This window comes from Erythrobacter sp. SD-21, assembly GCF_000181515.1.
In the GTDB taxonomy this organism is placed as follows: domain Bacteria; phylum Pseudomonadota; class Alphaproteobacteria; order Sphingomonadales; family Sphingomonadaceae; genus Qipengyuania.
On record NZ_ABCG01000002.1, the window covers coordinates 40,220 to 58,972 of the forward strand.

Sequence of the window (18,753 nt, forward strand, 5' to 3'; positions counted from 1 at the left end):
GCATCGTGCCTGGTAACGCGGAAATCGTCCAGGCTGTCGGTGATCAAATGCCGATTTCGAAGGGCTTTACCCGTTCCTTTGTCAGTTCGGGCTTGTCACTTGCAGGCGAAGCGCTGCCAACATCCCTGTCTTGTGAAAGGCCCTTGGCCGCTGCCGCCTTGAGCCTTTGCGTTACTTCAAGGGCCGAAGCTTTCACGCCGCTGTTGGACTTGATGGCCCGGCCGAGTTTCTCGGCATTATCTGCAATGAGCGTAAGGCCGTCGCGAAGCCGGGTGACCGAGACCAGGAAGGTCTGCCGATTGGCGAGATTGCGTTCGTGGCTGTCCATCACCGCGATCCCGCGATCCGAGGTCAGTCCCTGCGCCATATGCGCATTGAGGGCATAGGCGAGGTCCACGCGTTTGAGCATGGGGTCGCCGCGGCTCAGGCGGAGCTCCTGGCCCCCGGACGTCTCCACCAAGACGCCCTTTGTGTCGATGGCCACGATCCTCGCCTGGTCGGCGTTGAACAGCCCGCGCTTGTGGTCGTTGTCGGTCCAACGGATCTTGTCACCTTCGATGATGGATAGCGATTTGCGCTCAAAAAGCGACAGCCGGCTCTCAACTGCGCCCGGCCGCAAGCGCGCGGGATTGAACTTGCGAAGACGCCCCTTCCTGTCCTCAAGCACGAGCTGCTTGCGCGCATGATCGATGGTTTTGACGGTGTAGTCGCCCTTGGAGAGTTTCTGGGTGCTGTCGCGCGAGCGAAAGTTGAGGACCATGCCCGGCTGGTATGTGCGAAGATATCGCAGCTCCTCATTTGTCACATTGACCCGCGAATGAACGGTCAGCCGGCCCGATCGTAGGCCGAGCTCGCCGTTGGCCTTGAGTCCGCGCTGGACAGCCTCGTTAACCGCAGATCGTAAGGCCCGTCCCGACGCGTAGATCGACGTCCGATCCCGATCCGCCGGGCTGAGCGAAAGCCACTTTTCGGCAGCAACAATCGCACTGTCTCCGCGAGCCTCGATGGTTGAAGGGGCAAGAGCCTGGAGCGCATCGTCGATGCGTCCCTCCTGCGCGGCGGCCTGGGCTCGCCGCAGGACGGGATCGCGGCCGCGCAAGTTCACATCCATGTCGGCGCGCTCGATCCCGGCCTGTTGGACGAGGTCGAAGGGCTTACCCGCGTCGACGGCGCCTAGCTGTCGCTTGTCGCCGACAAGAACAAGACGATGGACTTCGGCTAGGTTAGCCAGCCGTACAAGCTTGGCCTTGTCCTCGTTCGACACCATCGAGGCCTCGTCGAGCACCAGGACATGGTCTCCGAGCGCGCCCCGAGCCTCACTCAGCAACGTGGCATTTCCAGGCTCGTGCAGAAGCCTGCCCCATTGCGCGAGAAAGCGGGCGATGGTCATCGAACGGATGCCGGTATCGCGCTCGAGCATCTGGACAAGCGTGTTCTGCACCGCGAGCCCCAGCACCTGCTTTCCTTCCTCGCCGAGCAGCTGGGCAACCGGCTTCATGACGCTGCTCTTGCCCGCCCCGGCTATGCCCTGGATCGCTACGATCCTGTCGCGCGACGAAAGGACAAGGCCCGCCGCATCCTCCTGCCCTTCGTTGAGCGAAATTCCGTGGTTGATCGCGGCAACAGCCTGAACCCGTTCTGCGGCGTCTTTCCGATCCAGGATGGGCAACACCGCGCCTCGTCCCTGGTCGACATTCGCGAGAATGGTGCTTTCAAGGTCAAGCGCCTCGCGGCTCGCCAGCCAGCCCTTATGGTCGCCTTTGCCGGGCTCAAGTGCGCCGCTTCTGACCAATGCGTTCACACGGGTTTCTACGTGGTCCACCGTCGTCGGCAGCCCAAAATCGAGCGCCGCCTTCAGCAATCCCTCACGGGGAAAGGCTGCCTCGCGCTGCGAGAGATGGCGCACCGCGGAAGCAACAGCCTGCGCGGCCGCGATGGTCGGTGCATCCTGCTTGAGGACATGTGCAGGGATCAGTGGATCAGCCGGATCGCCCTTGATCCGCTGCGCAAACTCCCTGAGTTTCGTAATCCCGCGCTGAAGGAGGCTTTGCTCTTTCGAACCTCCGGCGACCTTCGCCGCAGCACGCATCTGCGACGCATCGATCAAACCGGCAAGGTCAATTCCAACCTCTTGGGCTTTCTGCCGCCATGCATCGAGAAGGCCGTCCCGGTCCCTGACGGGCGCTTTACTCTTCCTTGTATCGAGCACGGCGATGTCGCGGGTTTTCGGGGTGTTCTCGCCCAGCTGGCGTACCGCGTCGAGGACTTCTTCGCGCCGCGTCGAAAAGGCCATGACCTGCTCGCGGGCAATGCCCGCTGCTTCGAAGTTGCCATGCTTCCCAACAGGCCCGGCCTCGTAGCCCATCTTCTCGACCGCCAAACGAAAACGCGCCATGGTCATCGAGTTGAGCAGCGTGTTGAACGACCAAAGTTTGTCGTTGCGAAGCGCGCGCCACTTCCCGTCGCTGCCTTGCGTGACATTCGCCACAACCGCGTGAAAGTGCAGGTTTGGCTCCTGGTTGCGGTTGGTGTCGTGCTGGAAAAGACCAATCGTGAGGTTATCTGTCGCGACCTTCCCGTAGCCAGCCTGACTTCCCATCCGGGTCTGCGCCGCGTTCTTTTCTGCCCAGCGCAAGGTTTCGATGACGGCCTCGCGATAGGCATCGATAATCCGCTGGTCGCCGCCTACCAGCGCGAGCAGCGACCAGCTTTTCGGGAGTGAGAATGTAAGGTCGGTTCCCGGCCTGTGGGCCTGGCCTGCATTGCCGACCTGGATGCCGCCGGGAAGCTCTCCCCGAAGCAAGGCATCGAACTGCTCGGCGTTTACGCGCCCCTCAAGACCAAGACGTTCCGCTCCCTTCCCGACCCAGGTTCCGGAACGATCGGCATCGGCGCCGGTGTAGTAATTGTCTGCCGCAAAATAGCTCGCAGCAGCCGAAGGGGAGCGCACATTGGCGACGGAAAGCATTCTGTCTGGTCCTCGTCACGGCTCCCCTCGCGGCCAGGTAATCCCTCCCCATTTGCCTTTCACATGTCGGGCTCGAACTCGCCGAAATCCTTTTCCGGAGGATCTGCGACCGCACCTTCACGCAGGTCTTTTTCGACCGGTGTGAGAGGCTGGCGACCGTTATCCGCCGCACGGCCTCGTGGAGTCGAACCACCCTTTCCACCTGCCTTATCGCCGGCGGCTCCTGGTTCAGACGGATGCTGTTCGGCACCCACTGCTCGCGCATCCTCACCGGTTTGCACGGCGGCGAGAGGTAGCGTTGGACCCGCATCGAGGGGAGCATCGGAGCGGGTTGCCGCACTGAGATCATCAGCAGCGTGCCCTGCGTTCAGCTTTTCAAGCGGCACAGGCTCCTGCCGATCCCGCGGTTCATCGGCGGCATGGCGTTGCCCCTTCAGGTCGAGTTTGAGCTGCTTTGAATCGACAGGCTTACCGGCACCGTCGTCATTCGACGCAGGATGCTCATCTTTTGGTTTCGAACCCGGTTCTGCCTGGAGCGTCGCTGCCGCAGGACCTTGGCCAGGCTTTGTGAGCGGCTTCTCGCGGGCGATGAAACCCTCGGCGATACGACCACGCGTACGCGGAATGAGCGATACCGGCGCAGCGGGAAATCCGTCGGGAAACTTGATGTAGGCCGACAACCGCGGAAGGTTCATGAACTGGTCGGGCAGGAGCAACGGCTCGATCTGCCGCCTGGGCGTCAGGCTGACTGCATCGCGCGCATTATTGTACCCATAGCTGTAGCCTTCTTCCATGTCCCGCACCTGCCGGTGGCCGATGAAATCGGAACACCAGGTCGCTGTCTCGCGATCGGCCGTCGCCAGGATGAGCTTGGTGCGCGCAAGCGAGGACAATGTCATGGCCATGTTCTCGCCGTAGACTTCCTTGAGCTTGGCAAACGCATGCACGCCGGTGACGATCGCCCCTCCAAAATTTCGCGCCGTTTGCAGCCCCTTTTCGAGCGCCGGTAGTCGGTGAAGGGCGCCCAGCTCGTCGATCAGGAACCACATCCGCAGGTCCTGTGTACACTCGAGCGTCATCAGCGTATTCATCGCCGTGTCGAGCCACAGCGTGAGCAATTGCGAGGAGATGCTCATGTCGACATAGCGGGCAGAGAGAAACAGGATCGAGCCCGCCTGGCAGTCGCCTTTGACCCAGTCACGGACCGAAAAGCGTGGTCCGAATGAGGGCAAGAGCTTGAGCACTTTCGCGTTCGCATTGAACACCGCGCGGATCGATTCCGCCATGCGGGCCGCTTCCGGGGCGGTCAGCGGATCGGCCATGGTGCCGCGCATAAGCTTATGCACTTCGGACAGGTCAGCGGTCATCAGCCGCCGCGCCAAGGCCTCGTTGGTCGCCGTGCCGGTACGGGTAAGATGGAGACACATCTCGACGAACAGCATGCGCGCCGCAAGCACCCAGAACTGTTCGGAACCACCCCCGTCATGGGGCACGAGCGCTTCTGCAGCGGCATGAAACTCGGCTTCCGTCGTGCAGTCGTTGAACACGCTCCACAGCGGACACCGCACATCGACAGGATTGAGAACGATGTCGCGCGCGGGATCATAGAAGGCTTCGATAAAGGCCCCTGTCAGGTCGAAAATGACCGCGCGCTGGCCGCGTTCGCGCGCTTCGGCAACGAGTTCGGTGAGCGCCACGGTCTTGCCGGTTCCGGTTGTGCCAATGAGCATGGCGTGGCTCTGCTCGAGCCGCCACGGCCAGCTTACACCGGCGAGATGTGCGGGTTGGTAATGGCCCGCTTCTGCAAGCGCCGACGAGCTCGCAAGCCGCCACTTCCAGCCGAACTTGCGTCCCAGTTCCTCGGTCCGGAATGCCTTGTTGTGACGCTCGATTTCCTCTTCGAGGTCGTCGAGCGAGACAAGCATTGCGCCGCGCTCGTGCTTGCGCTCCTTCGACCGCCCGCCAAAGCGCTCGGCGAACCACCAGAAGAACACGAATGCCGGGATCAACAGTACCGCCGAGACCAGCAAACCCTGCTTCACTGCCGAACGAAATGCCTCGACCGCCTCGCGCATCGGCGGGAGCTCGCGAACGATGCCAAACGGGAGGCCGACCCTTTCGCCGTCAAGCAGCTCAACGTTGACCAGCTTGGCAGGATCGAACTCCATGAAGGCATAGAGACTGGCGTAGATATGCATCCAGACCAGGTAGATCTGGTGATCACTCAGAGCCGACCGCACTTCCCAATAGCAGGTGCCGACCGCTACCAGGCCGGTGACAATCAGAGGACCCTTAAGCCCCGCGGCAAACATGAAACCGAAGTGGCCGAGCAACTGGCTCCCGCGGGTGAAGTTCAGGAGATTATGCTTCATGGGAATGGCCTCCCATGTTCGCGTTGACGGGGAGGCCAAGACGCTCGAGGCGTCGCCGGTACGCCTCGTGAGTACGATCGCGCAAACTCGCGTCCGAATGGCTGGCCAGAAGCGCATCGAGCGCCACCGAAATGAAGATAGCCTGGCGCGTGGGATCGAGCCCTGCGGGGCGGTCCTTCGCCTCGTTATCGCGCTGCCACGCTGCGACAATGAGGTCACGGATAAAGACGCTGACACTGACGCCATAGTCCGCCGCACACTGCCGAACCCAGTTACCAACGGAGAGAGATACGAATGTCTGAAGCCGATCTTGTCGGGTCATGAAGCAGGTTCCTTGTCGGGCCGACGGAACCTGGCTCACCTTGCGGAAGGCGCTGATGAGAATAAATCGTGAACAACTCGCAGTCAATCGAAAGATTCAGGCATTATTTCAGTGTGATAGAGAGATGTGAGTTGTCTACGGATCAGCGCAAAGCCGCTCAACTCGCAGACGGGTTGATTCCGCCCAAAACCACATTATTCAGCAATACCAAAGAGATAAATCCCGAAATCGCGGGGTAGGGTGTGCTCCCTTGTTCCCAGGTGCGCGAGGTGGTCCGGGCAATAAGTGGGATTGATCAAGGACGACCTTTCCCGACCTCCACGATGGAGCGCGAGCAACCAGGCCTGGCAGCTCACAGCATGCAGACTAAAAGGAGTTCAACGCCTCCAGCCAAAGACAGCACCTGCGAAAGAGGCAGCGGTCAAGGGCGCGTGGGAAGCAAGGCAAGCGGGGCATGTCGCCTGCCCAGCTTCCCGCCGCCCGATCCGGTGCCGGTTCGCAAGTGCGCGCGGGGCCCAAGAACAAATGATGCCGCACCCTCAGGAGCGCATCGCAAGATGCGCGGGACAGAGTGCGTCCACAGCCCCGCTCCATTTATCGGGCGCCGCCGCATTGCGGTGAGCGACCGTCAGAGCAACCGACCGAACCGGGTTTTTGTGCTTGATTGGACTACCCGGTGAACAAGAAAAAAGGCAGGAACCGTTCCCGGTTCCCGCCCTGTCGGTGTCTCAAAACTCGTCGAGCATGCCGCCGTGGACCGTGTGGACCACCCGCGCTGCGAGATGCGCTGGCAAGATGTTGTAGTCACCTTCGTCGAGGGCAAAATATCCGAGTTCGTCATCCTCGATAACGTGCTGATCGAAGAAGCTGTGCAGCGCTCTCTTCTCGGCTGTTTCCAGAGCCTCGAAATAGCTCCGGGACGCAACGGCGCAATGCATTGAATAAGCCATGATAATCCTCCTGATTTCTGTCGTGAGACGACAGGAGGTGCGCGCGATGGTCTTGTGCATCCCGGGTCAGGGATCGCCCGGATGGGCGACCGCAATAGCGGCGGTGGGGGTAACGATTTTGTTCGCTGCCGGATGCAATCCGGTGGCGGGCAAAATGTTGGGGCCCCGCCGTCCTTGAGGCGGGAGGCGCAAGGCCATCATGCTGGGAGAACCGTGAGCAAGGACCCACCACCTCCGCCCTAATATCGAACGCCTGCTGGTTGCGAATTGCCTTTCCTACACCCCGATGACGCGGGCATGGAAACAACCGGGGAGCAGATCCGAGGGGGACGAAAGGACAAGTAGCATGCCCCGAAACAGGAGCGCGATTGCAGCCCTGCAAAAACTCGAAGCGGACCGCGAGGCGCTCGACGCCAAACAGCACGAACTTGAAGTGCAAGCGGCCAGAGAGCTCGGCGAAATCATTTTGGGAAGCGGCCTCGAAAGCTTCTCGAAGAAGGGCCTGAGGAAGGTTGCCGAAGAACTCGGGAAGCTCGGCGAGGATGCCGCGATCGAGAGGCTGACCGGGCGCGGTGCAACCCGTGCTTCGAATGCTGCGCCGGGAACCCAGTAACCACAGTAGAAGAGGCCCTGCCGCTTGCGGCAGAGCCTCTTCGTAAGGCGGACGACCGGCATCGAGGTCAGTCGATATCGGGAGCGTCGGTGTTGTCGTTGTCGTCGCTCGAGCCGTTGCCGCGGGAGAGGAAGTCGACCTTGTCGGCGAGGATCTCGGTGCCGTAGCGGGTGACCCCATCCTTGTCCTCCCACTGGGTGTAGTGGATACGGCCTTGGACCGATACCAGCTGGCCCTTGGAGCAGTACTGGCCGACGGTCTTGGCGAGGCCGTTGAAGCAGGTCACCCGGTGGAACTCGCTTTCCTTGGCGGTGTAGCCGTTCTCGTCCTTGTAGGTCTTGCCGTCCTTGTCGCGTGCGGGCCGATCGGTGACGACGGTGATCCCGGTGACATTGGTGCCGCCCTTGGTCTCGCGGGTTTCCGGATCGCGGGCGATGCGGCCGGTGAGGATTGCGATATTGGTCATGATAGTAGTCCTTCAGTTCCTCAAACCGGAGACCATCTCCGGCTTGCGAACATCTGAAAGAAGCAGGGCATGGGAGGACTGCACCGAAGGCCTGAAGGGCCGAAGGGGAACCTGGTCCTGACGGGTGGTGCGGGCAGGCGCGCGAAGCGCGACAACACGGCCGGAAAGGAACGGGTTGCCGTCCTCAGCTGACCTGGTTCAGGACTGTTCGCGAAGAAAGCCGGATGGGTATCGGGTGGGGGCTGAAGGTGCCAAGACCCTGCTGCAATCAGCATGCCCCATCACCCTCCGATGCTGCCAGCAGATCCATGAAGTTGCGGGCTGCTTCCCGGTCTTCCTCGTTCTCGAACGCCACATCGAGATCGGGGGCGGACCCGAACATGTGCAGGAACGACCACAGCGCAAAGCGCTTGCCTCGGTCCTCCTCAAGGCCGAGATCGACCCGGCAATGCTCGATGCCGGCTGACAACGTGTCGGGAGCAACCCCGGAGAGGTCGGTCGTGGCAAAGTAGCGCTGCAGCAGATCGTCAAGTTGCATGACCGGTCCTTAGTCAGGTCGGTGCCGAATGCACATCCAGGCATTTCAAATATGGATGACGAAGCCCCCCTCAGGACCCTGGAGAGGTACCCAAGAGGCCGCGACGATCGACCACGGTGATCCGGCGCGTCTTGGCATCGATCACCAGCCGTTCGGTCACGCCATTGCCCGGAAAGGCGACAACGTAACGCGGATTGAGCGCGAGCATTTGCTCGTTGCGCTTGAACCCGGCGCGGGCACCGAGCCGGCGATCGAGCGAATAAGTCAACTGTTGAACCTCGCGGCGCTCCGCCCAGCTGGCAGCGAGGCGATCGGCACCCTTGCCGTCGCCGCCATGGACCAGGAAGAGATCGGGAACCACATCGCGCACCTTGTCCAGCGTCGCCCAGATATTGTCGGCATATCGCTTCGCATCCTCGGCGCTCTCGAAGCTCTGGCGACCACCGGCAAAGACGACCGGAGTTCCTTCCGGGATCAGGGCATGGCGCCGATTCTCGGCGCGTGCGCGTAGGAAGTCGCGGGCATCGATCACGGCCGATGTGAGCTTTCGCGAATGGCTCGTTCGCGAGCCGGACACGGGCTTCCAAGAGGAACCGGTCTCGTCGCGGTAGAGTGCTGCTGCAGCCTCGCGCATCTGCTCGAAGGCCAGCATGCTGGCTTCGGCAGCCTGCGCGCGCTCGACCTGCTCTTCTAGATTGCTCGATTGCACTTCGGAGCCATCTGCTGATGCGAGGAGAACCCGGATCTCGTCGCTGGCCCGATCAAGCTGAGCGGACTTCCGGCTGGCGGCACGGTGAAAGAGATTGACCACGCCCCAGGCAATATCCTCGGCATCGGCTTCCAGGGCGGTGTCGGAGAACATCGCGAAGAGGTCGGACCACACGGCGCCGAGTGTCTGGTCGATCGCGTCCTCGCAGGGAAAATCAGTAGCGTTGAAGGGGGCCGGCCTGATGCTGAGGCCTGACAGGTCGAGGCCGCTCAACTGGTCGATGAAGCTGTCGTACATAGGGTGTCTCCTGATCGTGCAGACAAGGAGAGCAGGCACCATTGCCTCGGTCCTGTCCGCCGGAGCCCGATCAGGGCCGGGACAAGGGGCGTAACGCACCGCGTAGCGGGAAACCTGCGGCCCTAGGCTGGCGCGGGCAACACGGGCCGACGGGCCGCAGGTTGCGGCGCGCGCCGACCGGCCCAAGGGCCTCTCCCGGCGGACAGGGATGAGGCAGAATCAGGACCCGGTGTCGCAGGTGGATCGGGAGCGCTCGAAGATCGCTTCGCCATTCGAGAACCGCCCTACCAGGCGCAACTCACCAAACAGGTCGATGAACCTACCAGAGACCTGGCCAAGCCAGTGCCGTGCTCTCGCCGTTCGTGGGTTGTAGAAATCGGCTTCCCAATAGCGAGCGTCATCGCGCTCGGCGAGCCAGATCGCGGCGAGCCCGCAATAGGTCGATATGCCGCAATCGGCGAAGGCGTTGCGCAGGAGGATACGGTCCTCGCGGCCGCGCCATCCCTCGAAGCGCTCGAAAGAAGGAAAGGCCGCCTTCGCGGCATCGATGACCTCTTCGACGAGGCACTCGTAGACCCAGTCGGTGTCGTCGTCTTCGCCGTCATCAAGCAGGCGAAAGGCCACCACGGAGCCGGTCGGATAGCTGACGGAACGTCCCATCTCACTGCTCCTCAGGCTGCATCAGCGAGATCGATGTCAGTCTCGCCTTCGTTAGATTGCTGGCCACCCAGTTCGAGCAAGAGGCTGGCCGCTTCCTCGGCCTTTGCCGCAGCCGTCAGGATCGCGCGCTCGTCCGATTTGAGGATCTTGAGCCAGGAGGCGATGTAGCTGGCGTGATGGTCGAGGTGAGTGACCGGAAGGCCCAGTTCGGCTCCAAGGATGGCCGAAGAGAGTTCTGCGATCAGTTCTTCAGCAGCATAGGCGTCGCTGCCGAAGCGGTTCTTGAGGTCGCGGTCGAGCCGCGAAGAATGACCCGTCCAGTGCGACAACTCGTGTGCGAGTGTCGCGTAGTAGTGGTCGTAGGCTTCGAACAGTTCAGCTGGCGGCATGGTGACGCGGTCGCGCAGCGGTTCGTAATAGGCCTGCGCGCCATGGTGGCGCAGGTCTGCGCCGATATGGGCAAAGAAGGCATCAAGACGGTCTTCGCGCCCTTCGGGCTCAAGCGCGGCAACCAGCGGCTTGGGATGGTAGAACTCGGGGAGGCCGTCGCACTGATCGGCATTGAACACGGCATAGGCCTTGAGCACACGCCGGTTCTCGGTGTCGGCTTCACCTTCGGCGTTCTCGACCTCCTTGGTGTAGCTCTTGTAGAAGATCGCGATGGTCGACTTCTCTCCCTTGCGGACTTGTCCGCCGAGCGCCTGACACTGGCGATAGGTCATCCAGTAAGGCGAGGCGTAGCCACAGCCGTCGGCCACCATCCACAGCCAGAAGGTGTTCATGCCGCGATAGGGCGTCCCGCAGGATCGCAAGGGCCGCGAGACGGGCACACCGCGCCATGGCTTGACCCAGGGCTTTGTGCCTTGCTCGAGCTTTTCGATGATGGCGGCGGTGATGCGCTGGGAAGGCGAAGTCGAAGCAGTGCGGCGGGACTTGGTCATGGGAGTTCTCCTGATCGCCGAGACGGACATGTCCCGGTTCAGGAAAAGCAAAAGCTTCCTCCCCTCTCGTCTAATGATGACGGCTTTGCGCCCCAAAACGAGACCTTAGAAGCCACCTTGAGCAATCACGAGAGCGGTCATTCTCCCAGCCAAGCCAAAGCGTAAAGGAAGCATGCTGCAGGATAAGCGATAGTCGGTGTTTGTGCGACCTCGTTCAGAGAATATTGAACCGCCCCGGGATTGCCGGAGGCCAGTTTCATCAAATTATGCTGCCATGGGCGTTTCGTCCAGCATGGCGTAGTATCGCTCCTCGGCTTCGGCAGGCGGGATATTGCCGATGGGCGCGAGCAGGCGCCGGTTGTTGAACCAATCGACCCATTCGAGCGTGGCATATTCAACGGCTTCAAATGATCGCCACGGACCTCGGCGGTGGATGACCTCGGCCTTGTAAAGACCGTTGATCGTCTCGGCCAATGCGTTGTCATAGCTGTCGCCAACGCTCCCGACGGATGGCTCGATCCCGGCCTCGGCGAGGCGCTCGGTATACTTGATTGAGACATATTGGCTGCCGCGATCACTGTGGTGGATCAGGCCGCCACGGTGAACAGGTCGTCGGTCATGGATCGCCTGCTCCAGGGCATCCAGCACGAAGCCGGCGTGGGCCGTCCTGCTCACCCGCCAGCCCACGATGTAGCGGGCGTAGACGTCGATCACGAAGGCAACATAGACGAACCCTGACCATGTCGCGACGTAGGTGAAGTCCGACACCCACAGCATGTTCGGCGCTGGCGCATAGAACTGGCGGTTGACCTGATCAAGCGGACACGGCGCCGCCTTGTCGCTGATCGTAGTCTTCACCGGCTTGCCCCGGATCACGCCTTGCAGGCCGAGGTCACGCATCAGTCGTTCCACCGTGCAGCGGGCAATATCGAAGCCCTCACGCTGCATCTGCCGCCACACTTTCCGCACGCCATAGACCTTGAAGTTGGCATCGAACACACGCCGGACCTCAGGCTTCATCGCCTCGTCGCGCTGGGCACGGGCTGACAGACGCGACGGATCACGCCGCTGCGCGACGCGCTCGTGGTAGGTGGATGGGGCGATCGGCAAAACCCGGCAGATCGGCTCGACCCCATACTCATCCCGATGCTCATCAATGAAGCTGGTCATCGCTTGAACGGGCGGTCGAGCTCCGCCTGGGCAAAATATGCAGAAGCCTTGCGCAGGATCTCGTTAGCCTGCCGCAGCTCGCGGTTCTCACGTTCCAGCGCCTTCAACTTGTCTGCAACCTCGACAGGAACGCCGGCACGCTTGCCGCTGTTTACCTCGGCCTTCTTCACCCACTCCAGCAACGTGTGCCCTGAGCAGCCAATCATCGCCGCTATGGATGTGATCGCTGCCCAGCGGGATGGATGCTCGCCTTCCTGGTCCAGCACCAGGCGGACTGCCCGCTCGCGAACCTCAGGTGCAAACTTGTTCGTCGTCTTACTCATCGTAGGCCCTTCCTCTCAGGAGTTAGGGCCTCCGGCAATCCCGGGGCGGTTCATATGAGACGACGCTCTTGCTTGCCGCAGCAAAGCGGCGATTTGATTGTCGATAAGATTCTTGCAAACGAAGGGCTATAATGTGAGTTTGCCGTGCGAAAGTCTTCTTGGGGGGTCTTACATTGAGGAAGAAGGATCAGGTGTCTGCAAAGAAAGAAGGCGCGGGCAAAAGTGAACCTACTCTTCCATCCAAGCTTTCTCCCGATGGTCTCCTGATCGGCTATTCGCTGGACGAGGCAGCCCACCGTCCCGTCATGGGCTTCCAATTCGGCGAAGCTGTTGAGGATGAAGATGCCGACGGCGGCATGCTGGAGCCGATACTTCACACCAGTGATGGCCACCTGATTACCCTTGCGCGCACAGGTGCGGGTAAGGGCGTCGGTTGCATCATCCCGGCCCTGCTGCGCTACCGTGGTCCGGCGATCATTATCGATCCCAAGGGTGAAAACTACCAGGTGACAGCGCGCAGGCGGCGTGAGCTTGGCCAGGAAGTGCGACTGCTGGATCCATTCGGTGTCACCGGACAGCAAACCGATGCGCTCAACCCGCTCGACCTGATCGATCCGCACGCGCACGACGCGGTGGACGATGCGGCGCAACTGGCAGAACTGCTTGTGGCAGAGACCAGCAATCGCGACCCGTTCTGGGATAGCCGGGCCTATTCGCTTGTCACCACAATGCTGTTGTTTGTCGCTTCCGGCAGGCCGCCGGTGCTGCGCAACCTTGAGGAAATGCACTACCTGCTGAACCAGTCGGCGACTGACATGGATTTCACCTTCAAGGAAATGGCCAAGAATCCGCTGCCTGCCGTTCGTCAGGGTTGTGCCGTCAAAAGCACGGCCGAGGCGAAGGTGTGGGCATCGATCCTTTCCACTGCCCAATCACATACGGATTTTCTTCGCAGTGCAGGGGCACGTGCGGCCCTTGGGCAATCCACCATCGATCTCAACGCGATTACCCGCGGAGATCCGCTAACCCTGTATATCGTGGTGCCGCCGGAAAAGCTCGAAAGCCACGGAAAACTGCTGCGTCTGTGGATCGGTATGCTGATGAGCGCGATCACCCGCCGCAGCCGTCGTCCGGAGTTGCCCACCCTGTTTGTGCTTGATGAAGCAGCACAACTGGGCGAACTGAAGCAACTGCGGCAGGCCATCACCTTGTTGCGCGGCTACGGCCTCAGGACATGGAGTTTCTGGCAGGACCTGAGCCAGTTGAAGATGCTCTATCCGCGCGACTGGCAGACGATGGTGAACAATTGTGAAGTCTTGCAAAGCTTCGGTTTCGCAAACGCCAGCGTGGCGCGTTCGGGAGCGGAATTGACCGGCTTCTCTAACTGGCGGGCCTTGCAGGACCTTGAGTACGACGAGATGGTGCTGGCCTTGGCGGGCGATCGTCCGGTAATTGCGCGCAAACCCAACTACCTGAAGGATCCAGCTTTCGCCGGGCAGTTCGACGAGAATGCCTTTTACAGCGATGCTGCTGCCAAGGAAGCTGACCACTACAGTTTCGACCCGCCGCGCAAGCGAAGGAGCCTTGCCGAACTCAAGCGCATCAGGGCGAAGGAAAAACGCCAGTCGGAAGTGCCTCTTCCGCCAGACCATGATGGTCGTTCGGCCAGCGATGTTCTTCGCGAGGAATTCGACCTTTCTGGAGACGAGTTTTCGCCGCCTGACGATATCGAAGAACCTGACTGGGAAGACGACAAGAAGTGACGACCAAGGTGGGAAGCCCGGTCGCAACCGGGTTTATCGACGGACAAAACCTGTTCAAGCAGGCGAAGCGGCTGTTCGGCCACAGGGAGCCGAACTTCGACCCCGTGGCGCTACACCGCGAGGTCTCGCGAATGGCCGGTTTCGCGCCGGGCCCGGTCCGTGTTTACACGGGAATTCCCGCGGCCAACCGTCAGCCACGCTGGCACCTTTTCTGGAACAACAAGATTCAGGCCATGAAGCGAGCAGGCGTCACCGTGACGACTCGTCCCTTGCGCTATCGCAAGCGTCAGTTGTTCGACGAAGACGGCGAGGTGGAAACCATCACGCAGGCAGAGGAAAAGGGCATCGATATTCGCATCGCCCTTGATCTGGTGCGCATGGCCCGCCGCGAAGAGCTGGATGCGGCCATCATCTATTCACAGGACCAGGACCTGAACGAAGTCGTTTCCGAAATCGAAGCGATTTCCCAGCTCCAGGGCCGGGAAATTCCCTTGGCCAGCGCCTTCCCCTGGGCGTCGCAGACTCATTTTGATCGTGGAATTGCCCGCACGCAGTGGCTCCGGATCGATCAGGAAACCTACGGCTCGTGCGTGGACCCGGCAGACTATTTCTAACTTGCCAGCACGCGAAGGCGACGGAGAGACGATGGAAAGCGTAAGGATCGAAGACGGGATTATCGTCCGGGGGGACCTTGAAGACAAACTTCGCGCCATGGCAGAGCCGGTTTCGGCAGCGACCGGGCGCGAAATGCCGCACATCCAGTTCTTCAACGGCTCCGGCGGTGCCGGCAAATCGGTACTGCTGACGCGTGCGGAAAAGGTCATCGGGCCGAACAACGAAGTCCTTTTCGCTGGCACCCAACTGCCCGCCGCATCAGGCGATTCGGCGAACCCCTTGCAAAACGAACCTGTCTTCACGGGCTCTGCCTCGCAATGGGCAGATGCACTTGAGTGCCTGCGCTTACAATTCGCAAACGAGGCGAAGGCAAAGAATGCCAAAGAGCCCACCTTCCGCCTGTTCCGTGCGTTCCACGACCATTGCATCGACCCGCGATCCGAAAGCGAACGCTTCGTCAGCGAGTGGCGTTGGCTCGTAAGGGCAATGGCCGCCATCGGCTTTGTCGGTGGCTTGCTGGCTGCAATCGACTGGATTGTCTCGATCGACGAGGTTTCCGACAGCCTTGCGGCGGTGGTGGAGCGGATACTGCCAGGGCAGAACGGCCTGGTCCGTGGCGGGATTGGATTGTTTCTGGCAGCACTCACGTTCGCGCAGCTCTACGCAGGAGTGCTGACCAAAGGCGCTTTCAGGGTAGTGGAATTTTTCCAGGCACGGCCACTCTACAAGAAGTTTGGCGAAACGCCGCGGCAATACCGGGAGAAACTGCGCGATGAAGAAAGCTCGGCAGGCAAGGAGCTGACGCCCGACGTCCTGATCCGCGCGTTCAATTTCGACCTGGAGCGATGGCTGGCAGACCTCGACCCGGCCAAGCGGATTGCCATTGCGATCGACGTGCAGAAGATCTCCAACAATCTCTCGGTCCGGGAGGGCATCTACATTGCGCTGAACAGGCTGCTGGATCGAGACGGGGCAACAGGCGGCGACCTGCAATCGCGCTGCGTGTACGTTCTCAGCAGCAAGTACGAACGAATGCGCCTGGAGCGCGGTGCACATCAGTCCTCCTATTCCACAGCCCGCAAGGAGGCAACGCGGGTCGGATTCCTGGCGCCGGAAGCCGCTTGGGCCCTGGTGGGCCATTTGCTTGAATGTCAAGAAGACCAGACATCTTCGCAGCCGTTGCGTGCCGCTCTTTACCAGCTGCATTCAGAGACGGACTGGCGCGCAAAGCCAGACAAGGATACCCCGCTGGCCGAACGTCGTTTGCCCGCCTTCCTGCACGCCATGGCTTTCGGTTCGCTTGCTGCCACCGCCTTTTTCAAACTGGGAAGGACTAGTGAGGAGTGGCATCAGACCCAGGCAGAGTACGTCCGGGCAAGGGCAGAAGGGTTCATGCAACGCCACGGGCACAAGACGCCCGAAGACCTGTTGCACGCCATCAGCGATGAAAGCGATTCATTCGTGGATTGGCTGGCGCTGGATTTCTCGAAAACCGGACATGGCAATCAGGAGACGCCTTTTGAAAGGGCCTTTGGCAGCATGGACGCAGAGATGCGCCAGGCGGTTTGCCTGCTCGGCGTGTTCCCGCATGGACTTTCCAAGAACGATCTCACCAGCCTTGGCTTCGGCGATTTCGACTTGCTGTCTGAAACGCGCCGTATCGAAGTAGATCCCGCAACAAAGAGGGTAGTCGCAAAGCCGGAAGTGCGGCGAATTGTTCTTGAAGGCCTGCATTTCAAAGAAGCGCTGCCGCAGCTCGAAGCTATCTTTACGGCGTTTGAAAGAGGGCAGGAAAGTTCTGCCGACGGCTATGGCCTGAATGTGTGGGGCCACACCGTCTCGTGCCTGCTCGATAGCAGACTGACTGAGCAGCAGGTGAGCGCCAAACCATTTGTCGCTCGTATTCGAGAGATGGTCGAGAACAGGCGTGCCGATCCTCTTTCGCGCGAAAACCGGCATCTGGGCGCGCAGTTGTGCCTCGAAATCCTGATGACGTTCGTGGCAGACAGGAACAACGATAATCGCCAGGAACTGCGCGCAGAAATCCAGAAGATTGTCGATCGCTATCTTGACGAGACTCCTGAAAGCGAACGAAGCGAAGGCGTCCTGCGGATCGCCAACCGGGTGGATAAACGGCGGGGGAACCTGACGCCGATATTCGACGATACTGCCGATATGGGGGTCGAGGACGAAGACGCCCCCGAAGCCGTGGTCGATCACATCGACAACACCTTTGCTCTGGCCGGGTCACTGCAATCCTTCGCCGCTCTGCAGCAACTTGATCCCGCGACGATGGAAGACGATTTGCGGCATCGCTATTTTCGGTTGCTGCGCAAAACAGGCACTTCGCTTGCTACTCGGGAGAGCGCTCCGCTGCCTCCGGACGAGAGCCATCAGAAACTGGTGAAGCCATTGCTTGCAAGCCTGGAAGCCGGTTGCCGTTCCTATCCCAGCATGGCTGGCGACCTGGCCTTCCTGATGGTGCGGACCGTTACCGAATGGCGCGCACATCTCGACAGGCACTATGACGGCGCCGTTCTGCCGCAGGGGGAATGTGATGCCGAGATCGCGTTCGCAACGAACTGCCTTACCAATCCCGAGACACGCTTCTTTGCGCCGTTCGACAGCGACCTGTGGGGTGACTTCGGTGCCGTGCTGAGGCGCGATGCGTCCACCAAGCAACCCTGCGCCAGCGAACTGGACGATTGGTTCATGGAGCGCCGGCGCGCGTTTTTTACCGATGCCTGCGAACGCTATACCGAGGCTCGCGACCAAGATGAGCCGCGCTGGGTGCGGTACAACCATTTGGCCGAAGCCCTGGCCGTGTCCCTGAAGCTTGTTTTTGACAGCGAAGGCCCTGGATGGCGGGTCGATCCGCGCGAGCAAGACGCTTTGCGACAGGAAGCGCGCCGGGTGCGCAGTTTCTACCTGTTTTTCGTGCTGAACCAGTTGCAAAAAGTCTACAAACAGCAACCCGACCAATGCGCGGAATATCGCGAAGCGAGGCAATGCTTCGTGCAGGACGATTTCGTAGGTAGCAGCAGACATGCGGCATCCACCGCAGCCGAGCGCCTGCTGGAAGTGCTGCAATTCGCCAATCCGGCCGATGGCCGGGTGCAGACAGGATCGCTTGTCGTTGCCAGGCCGCGCCGCGCCGTTCGGCGTGACGGCCGATGGCACATTGCTTTTGAGGTTCCCAATCGCAGCGTCCGCCCGCTGGTTGACCAGAAGTATGCCCCGCCGATCGATTGGGGTCAGCGTTGGAAAAAGGCTGTCGCTGAAAGCGGAGACCGGGCCCACATTTCCGGCCCGCTCATGCTCCTCGGCCTGCGCGACGGCGATCAGCAGCAGGAATACTGGCCGGCCAGTGCGAGAGGTTTCATGTCAGTGAACTCCGCCGACAAGACCACGCGTTTCACGATCTACCATGTGCGCAAGCTGCTCGACCTTTTCATGCCATTGGGCCCCAGGATTACCGATGCTGACGATCCGCAATGGATCGGTTCGGGCGGTTCGAATTCGATCATGGTCTACGGCGGCGATGAAGGTACGCTGCGTATTGCCCGCAGCGGAAAAGGCATCCTGATCGAAATGTTCCGTGAGCTCGCCCGGTTGCGGCGGGTCGCCGTCACGGGCTGGGGCGATGCACCAAGGCCTTCGGATGAATGGTTTGAACTGGAGGCCAAGGCTAACGACTTCGTTGTGTCGTTCTACTCACGATCAGACTTGCCGCCAAAGACTCCCCGGCAGGCGATGTTCATTCCCGTTTGGGACGACGAAATCGGCAACTTCAGGATGCGCACCAACCATCCAGACCGTGCCATACCGGCCGATGATCCGCGCGCCTTGCGCACCTTCAACAGCCTGTTCAAAAAAGCATTCTTCGACGAGACGCCAATCTACGATTTCGATTTTGACTGGGCCATGCGGAAGGAAGCGGGCGGGCAATCGGCATCCTAGTGGAGGCGGGCCTGCTGCAAATCGTCCTCAGAGCCTCTCGGTTCTGAGGCTATTATCAACGCGCCTCAATGCAGGGGCTAACGTTA

General features: G+C 60.9%; 14 protein-coding genes and 1 other annotated feature. Of the genes, 4 read left to right on the forward strand and 10 right to left on the reverse strand.

Annotated elements, in window-relative coordinates:
• Positions 1-43: 43 nt before the first annotated feature.
• The 4 genes from mobF to ED21_RS03605 form a co-directional block, all read right to left on the reverse strand.
• The gene (mobF, locus tag ED21_RS03590; RefSeq protein WP_006832467.1) at positions 44-2,968 is read right to left on the reverse strand and encodes a MobF family relaxase; all 2,925 of its coding nucleotides are present in this window, start codon (positions 2,966-2,968) and stop codon (positions 44-46) included.
• A gap of 59 nt (positions 2,969-3,027) precedes the next feature.
• The gene (locus ED21_RS03595) at positions 3,028-5,340 is read right to left on the reverse strand and encodes a type IV secretion system DNA-binding domain-containing protein (RefSeq protein WP_006832468.1); all 2,313 of its coding nucleotides are present in this window, start codon (positions 5,338-5,340) and stop codon (positions 3,028-3,030) included.
• The gene (locus ED21_RS15010) at positions 5,330-5,662 is read right to left on the reverse strand and encodes a hypothetical protein (RefSeq protein ID WP_083800381.1); all 333 of its coding nucleotides are present in this window, start codon (positions 5,660-5,662) and stop codon (positions 5,330-5,332) included. Before ED21_RS15010 ends, ED21_RS03595 begins: the two co-directional genes overlap by 11 nt.
• Positions 5,663-6,390: 728 nt before the next feature.
• Positions 6,391-6,612 carry a hypothetical protein gene (locus ED21_RS03605; protein ID WP_034921513.1) on the reverse strand — a complete coding sequence of 74 codons (222 nt, stop codon included), beginning with the start codon at positions 6,610-6,612 and terminating at the stop codon, positions 6,391-6,393.
• Between the two features lie 346 nt (positions 6,613-6,958).
• On the opposite strand from ED21_RS03605, the gene ED21_RS03610 reads away from it, so the two are divergent.
• Positions 6,959-7,225, forward strand: coding sequence for a DUF6437 family protein (locus tag ED21_RS03610; protein WP_006832471.1), 267 nt, complete (start codon positions 6,959-6,961; stop codon positions 7,223-7,225).
• 67 nt (positions 7,226-7,292) lie between these two features.
• On the opposite strand, the gene ED21_RS03615 is transcribed toward ED21_RS03610, so the two are convergent.
• The 6 genes from ED21_RS03615 to ED21_RS03640 form a co-directional block, all read right to left on the reverse strand.
• Entirely contained in the window at positions 7,293-7,691 is a 399-nt protein-coding gene (locus ED21_RS03615; protein ID WP_006832472.1) for a single-stranded DNA-binding protein, read from the reverse strand.
• Positions 7,692-7,959: 268 nt separating this feature from the next.
• Complete coding sequence (locus tag ED21_RS03620) at positions 7,960-8,229, reverse strand: hypothetical protein (RefSeq protein ID WP_006832473.1); 270 nt, start codon at positions 8,227-8,229, stop codon at positions 7,960-7,962.
• Positions 8,230-8,299: 70 nt separating this feature from the next.
• Positions 8,300-9,235: a DUF2493 domain-containing protein gene (locus ED21_RS03625; protein ID WP_006832474.1), complete on the reverse strand. Its 936-nt coding sequence runs from the start codon at positions 9,233-9,235 to the stop codon at positions 8,300-8,302.
• Positions 9,236-9,454: 219 nt separating this feature from the next.
• Positions 9,455-9,895 carry a hypothetical protein gene (locus ED21_RS03630; protein WP_006832475.1) on the reverse strand — a complete coding sequence of 147 codons (441 nt, stop codon included), beginning with the start codon at positions 9,893-9,895 and terminating at the stop codon, positions 9,455-9,457.
• 11 nt (positions 9,896-9,906) lie between these two features.
• Positions 9,907-10,836: an ArdC family protein gene (locus ED21_RS03635; protein WP_006832476.1), complete on the reverse strand. Its 930-nt coding sequence runs from the start codon at positions 10,834-10,836 to the stop codon at positions 9,907-9,909.
• A 264-nt stretch (positions 10,837-11,100) separates the two neighbouring features.
• A protein-coding gene (locus ED21_RS03640) for an IS3 family transposase (RefSeq protein WP_156787278.1) occupies positions 11,101-12,329 on the reverse strand; the annotation gives its coding sequence in 2 pieces (ribosomal slippage) (positions 11,101-12,041 and positions 12,041-12,329; 1,230 coding nt in all).
• Positions 11,932-12,048 (reverse strand) — a sequence feature (AL1L pseudoknot). (Overlaps the previous gene by 117 nt.)
• Before the next feature lie 173 nt (positions 12,330-12,502).
• Between ED21_RS03640 and ED21_RS14620 the strand changes: the two genes are divergently transcribed.
• The 3 genes from ED21_RS14620 to ED21_RS03660 are packed head-to-tail and all read left to right on the forward strand — an operon-like array spanning position 12,503 to position 18,667.
• Positions 12,503-14,092: a type IV secretory system conjugative DNA transfer family protein gene (locus ED21_RS14620; protein ID WP_006832479.1), complete on the forward strand. Its 1,590-nt coding sequence runs from the start codon at positions 12,503-12,505 to the stop codon at positions 14,090-14,092.
• A complete protein-coding gene (locus tag ED21_RS03655) occupies positions 14,089-14,706 on the forward strand; it encodes an NYN domain-containing protein (RefSeq protein WP_006832480.1) in 618 nt (205 codons plus the stop codon). The genes ED21_RS14620 and ED21_RS03655 overlap by 4 nt, the downstream gene beginning before the upstream one ends.
• Before the next feature lie 31 nt (positions 14,707-14,737).
• Positions 14,738-18,667 (forward strand): hypothetical protein, encoded by a 3,930-nt coding sequence (locus tag ED21_RS03660; RefSeq protein ID WP_006832481.1) that lies wholly within the window; start codon positions 14,738-14,740, stop codon positions 18,665-18,667.
• Positions 18,668-18,753 lie beyond the last annotated feature (86 nt).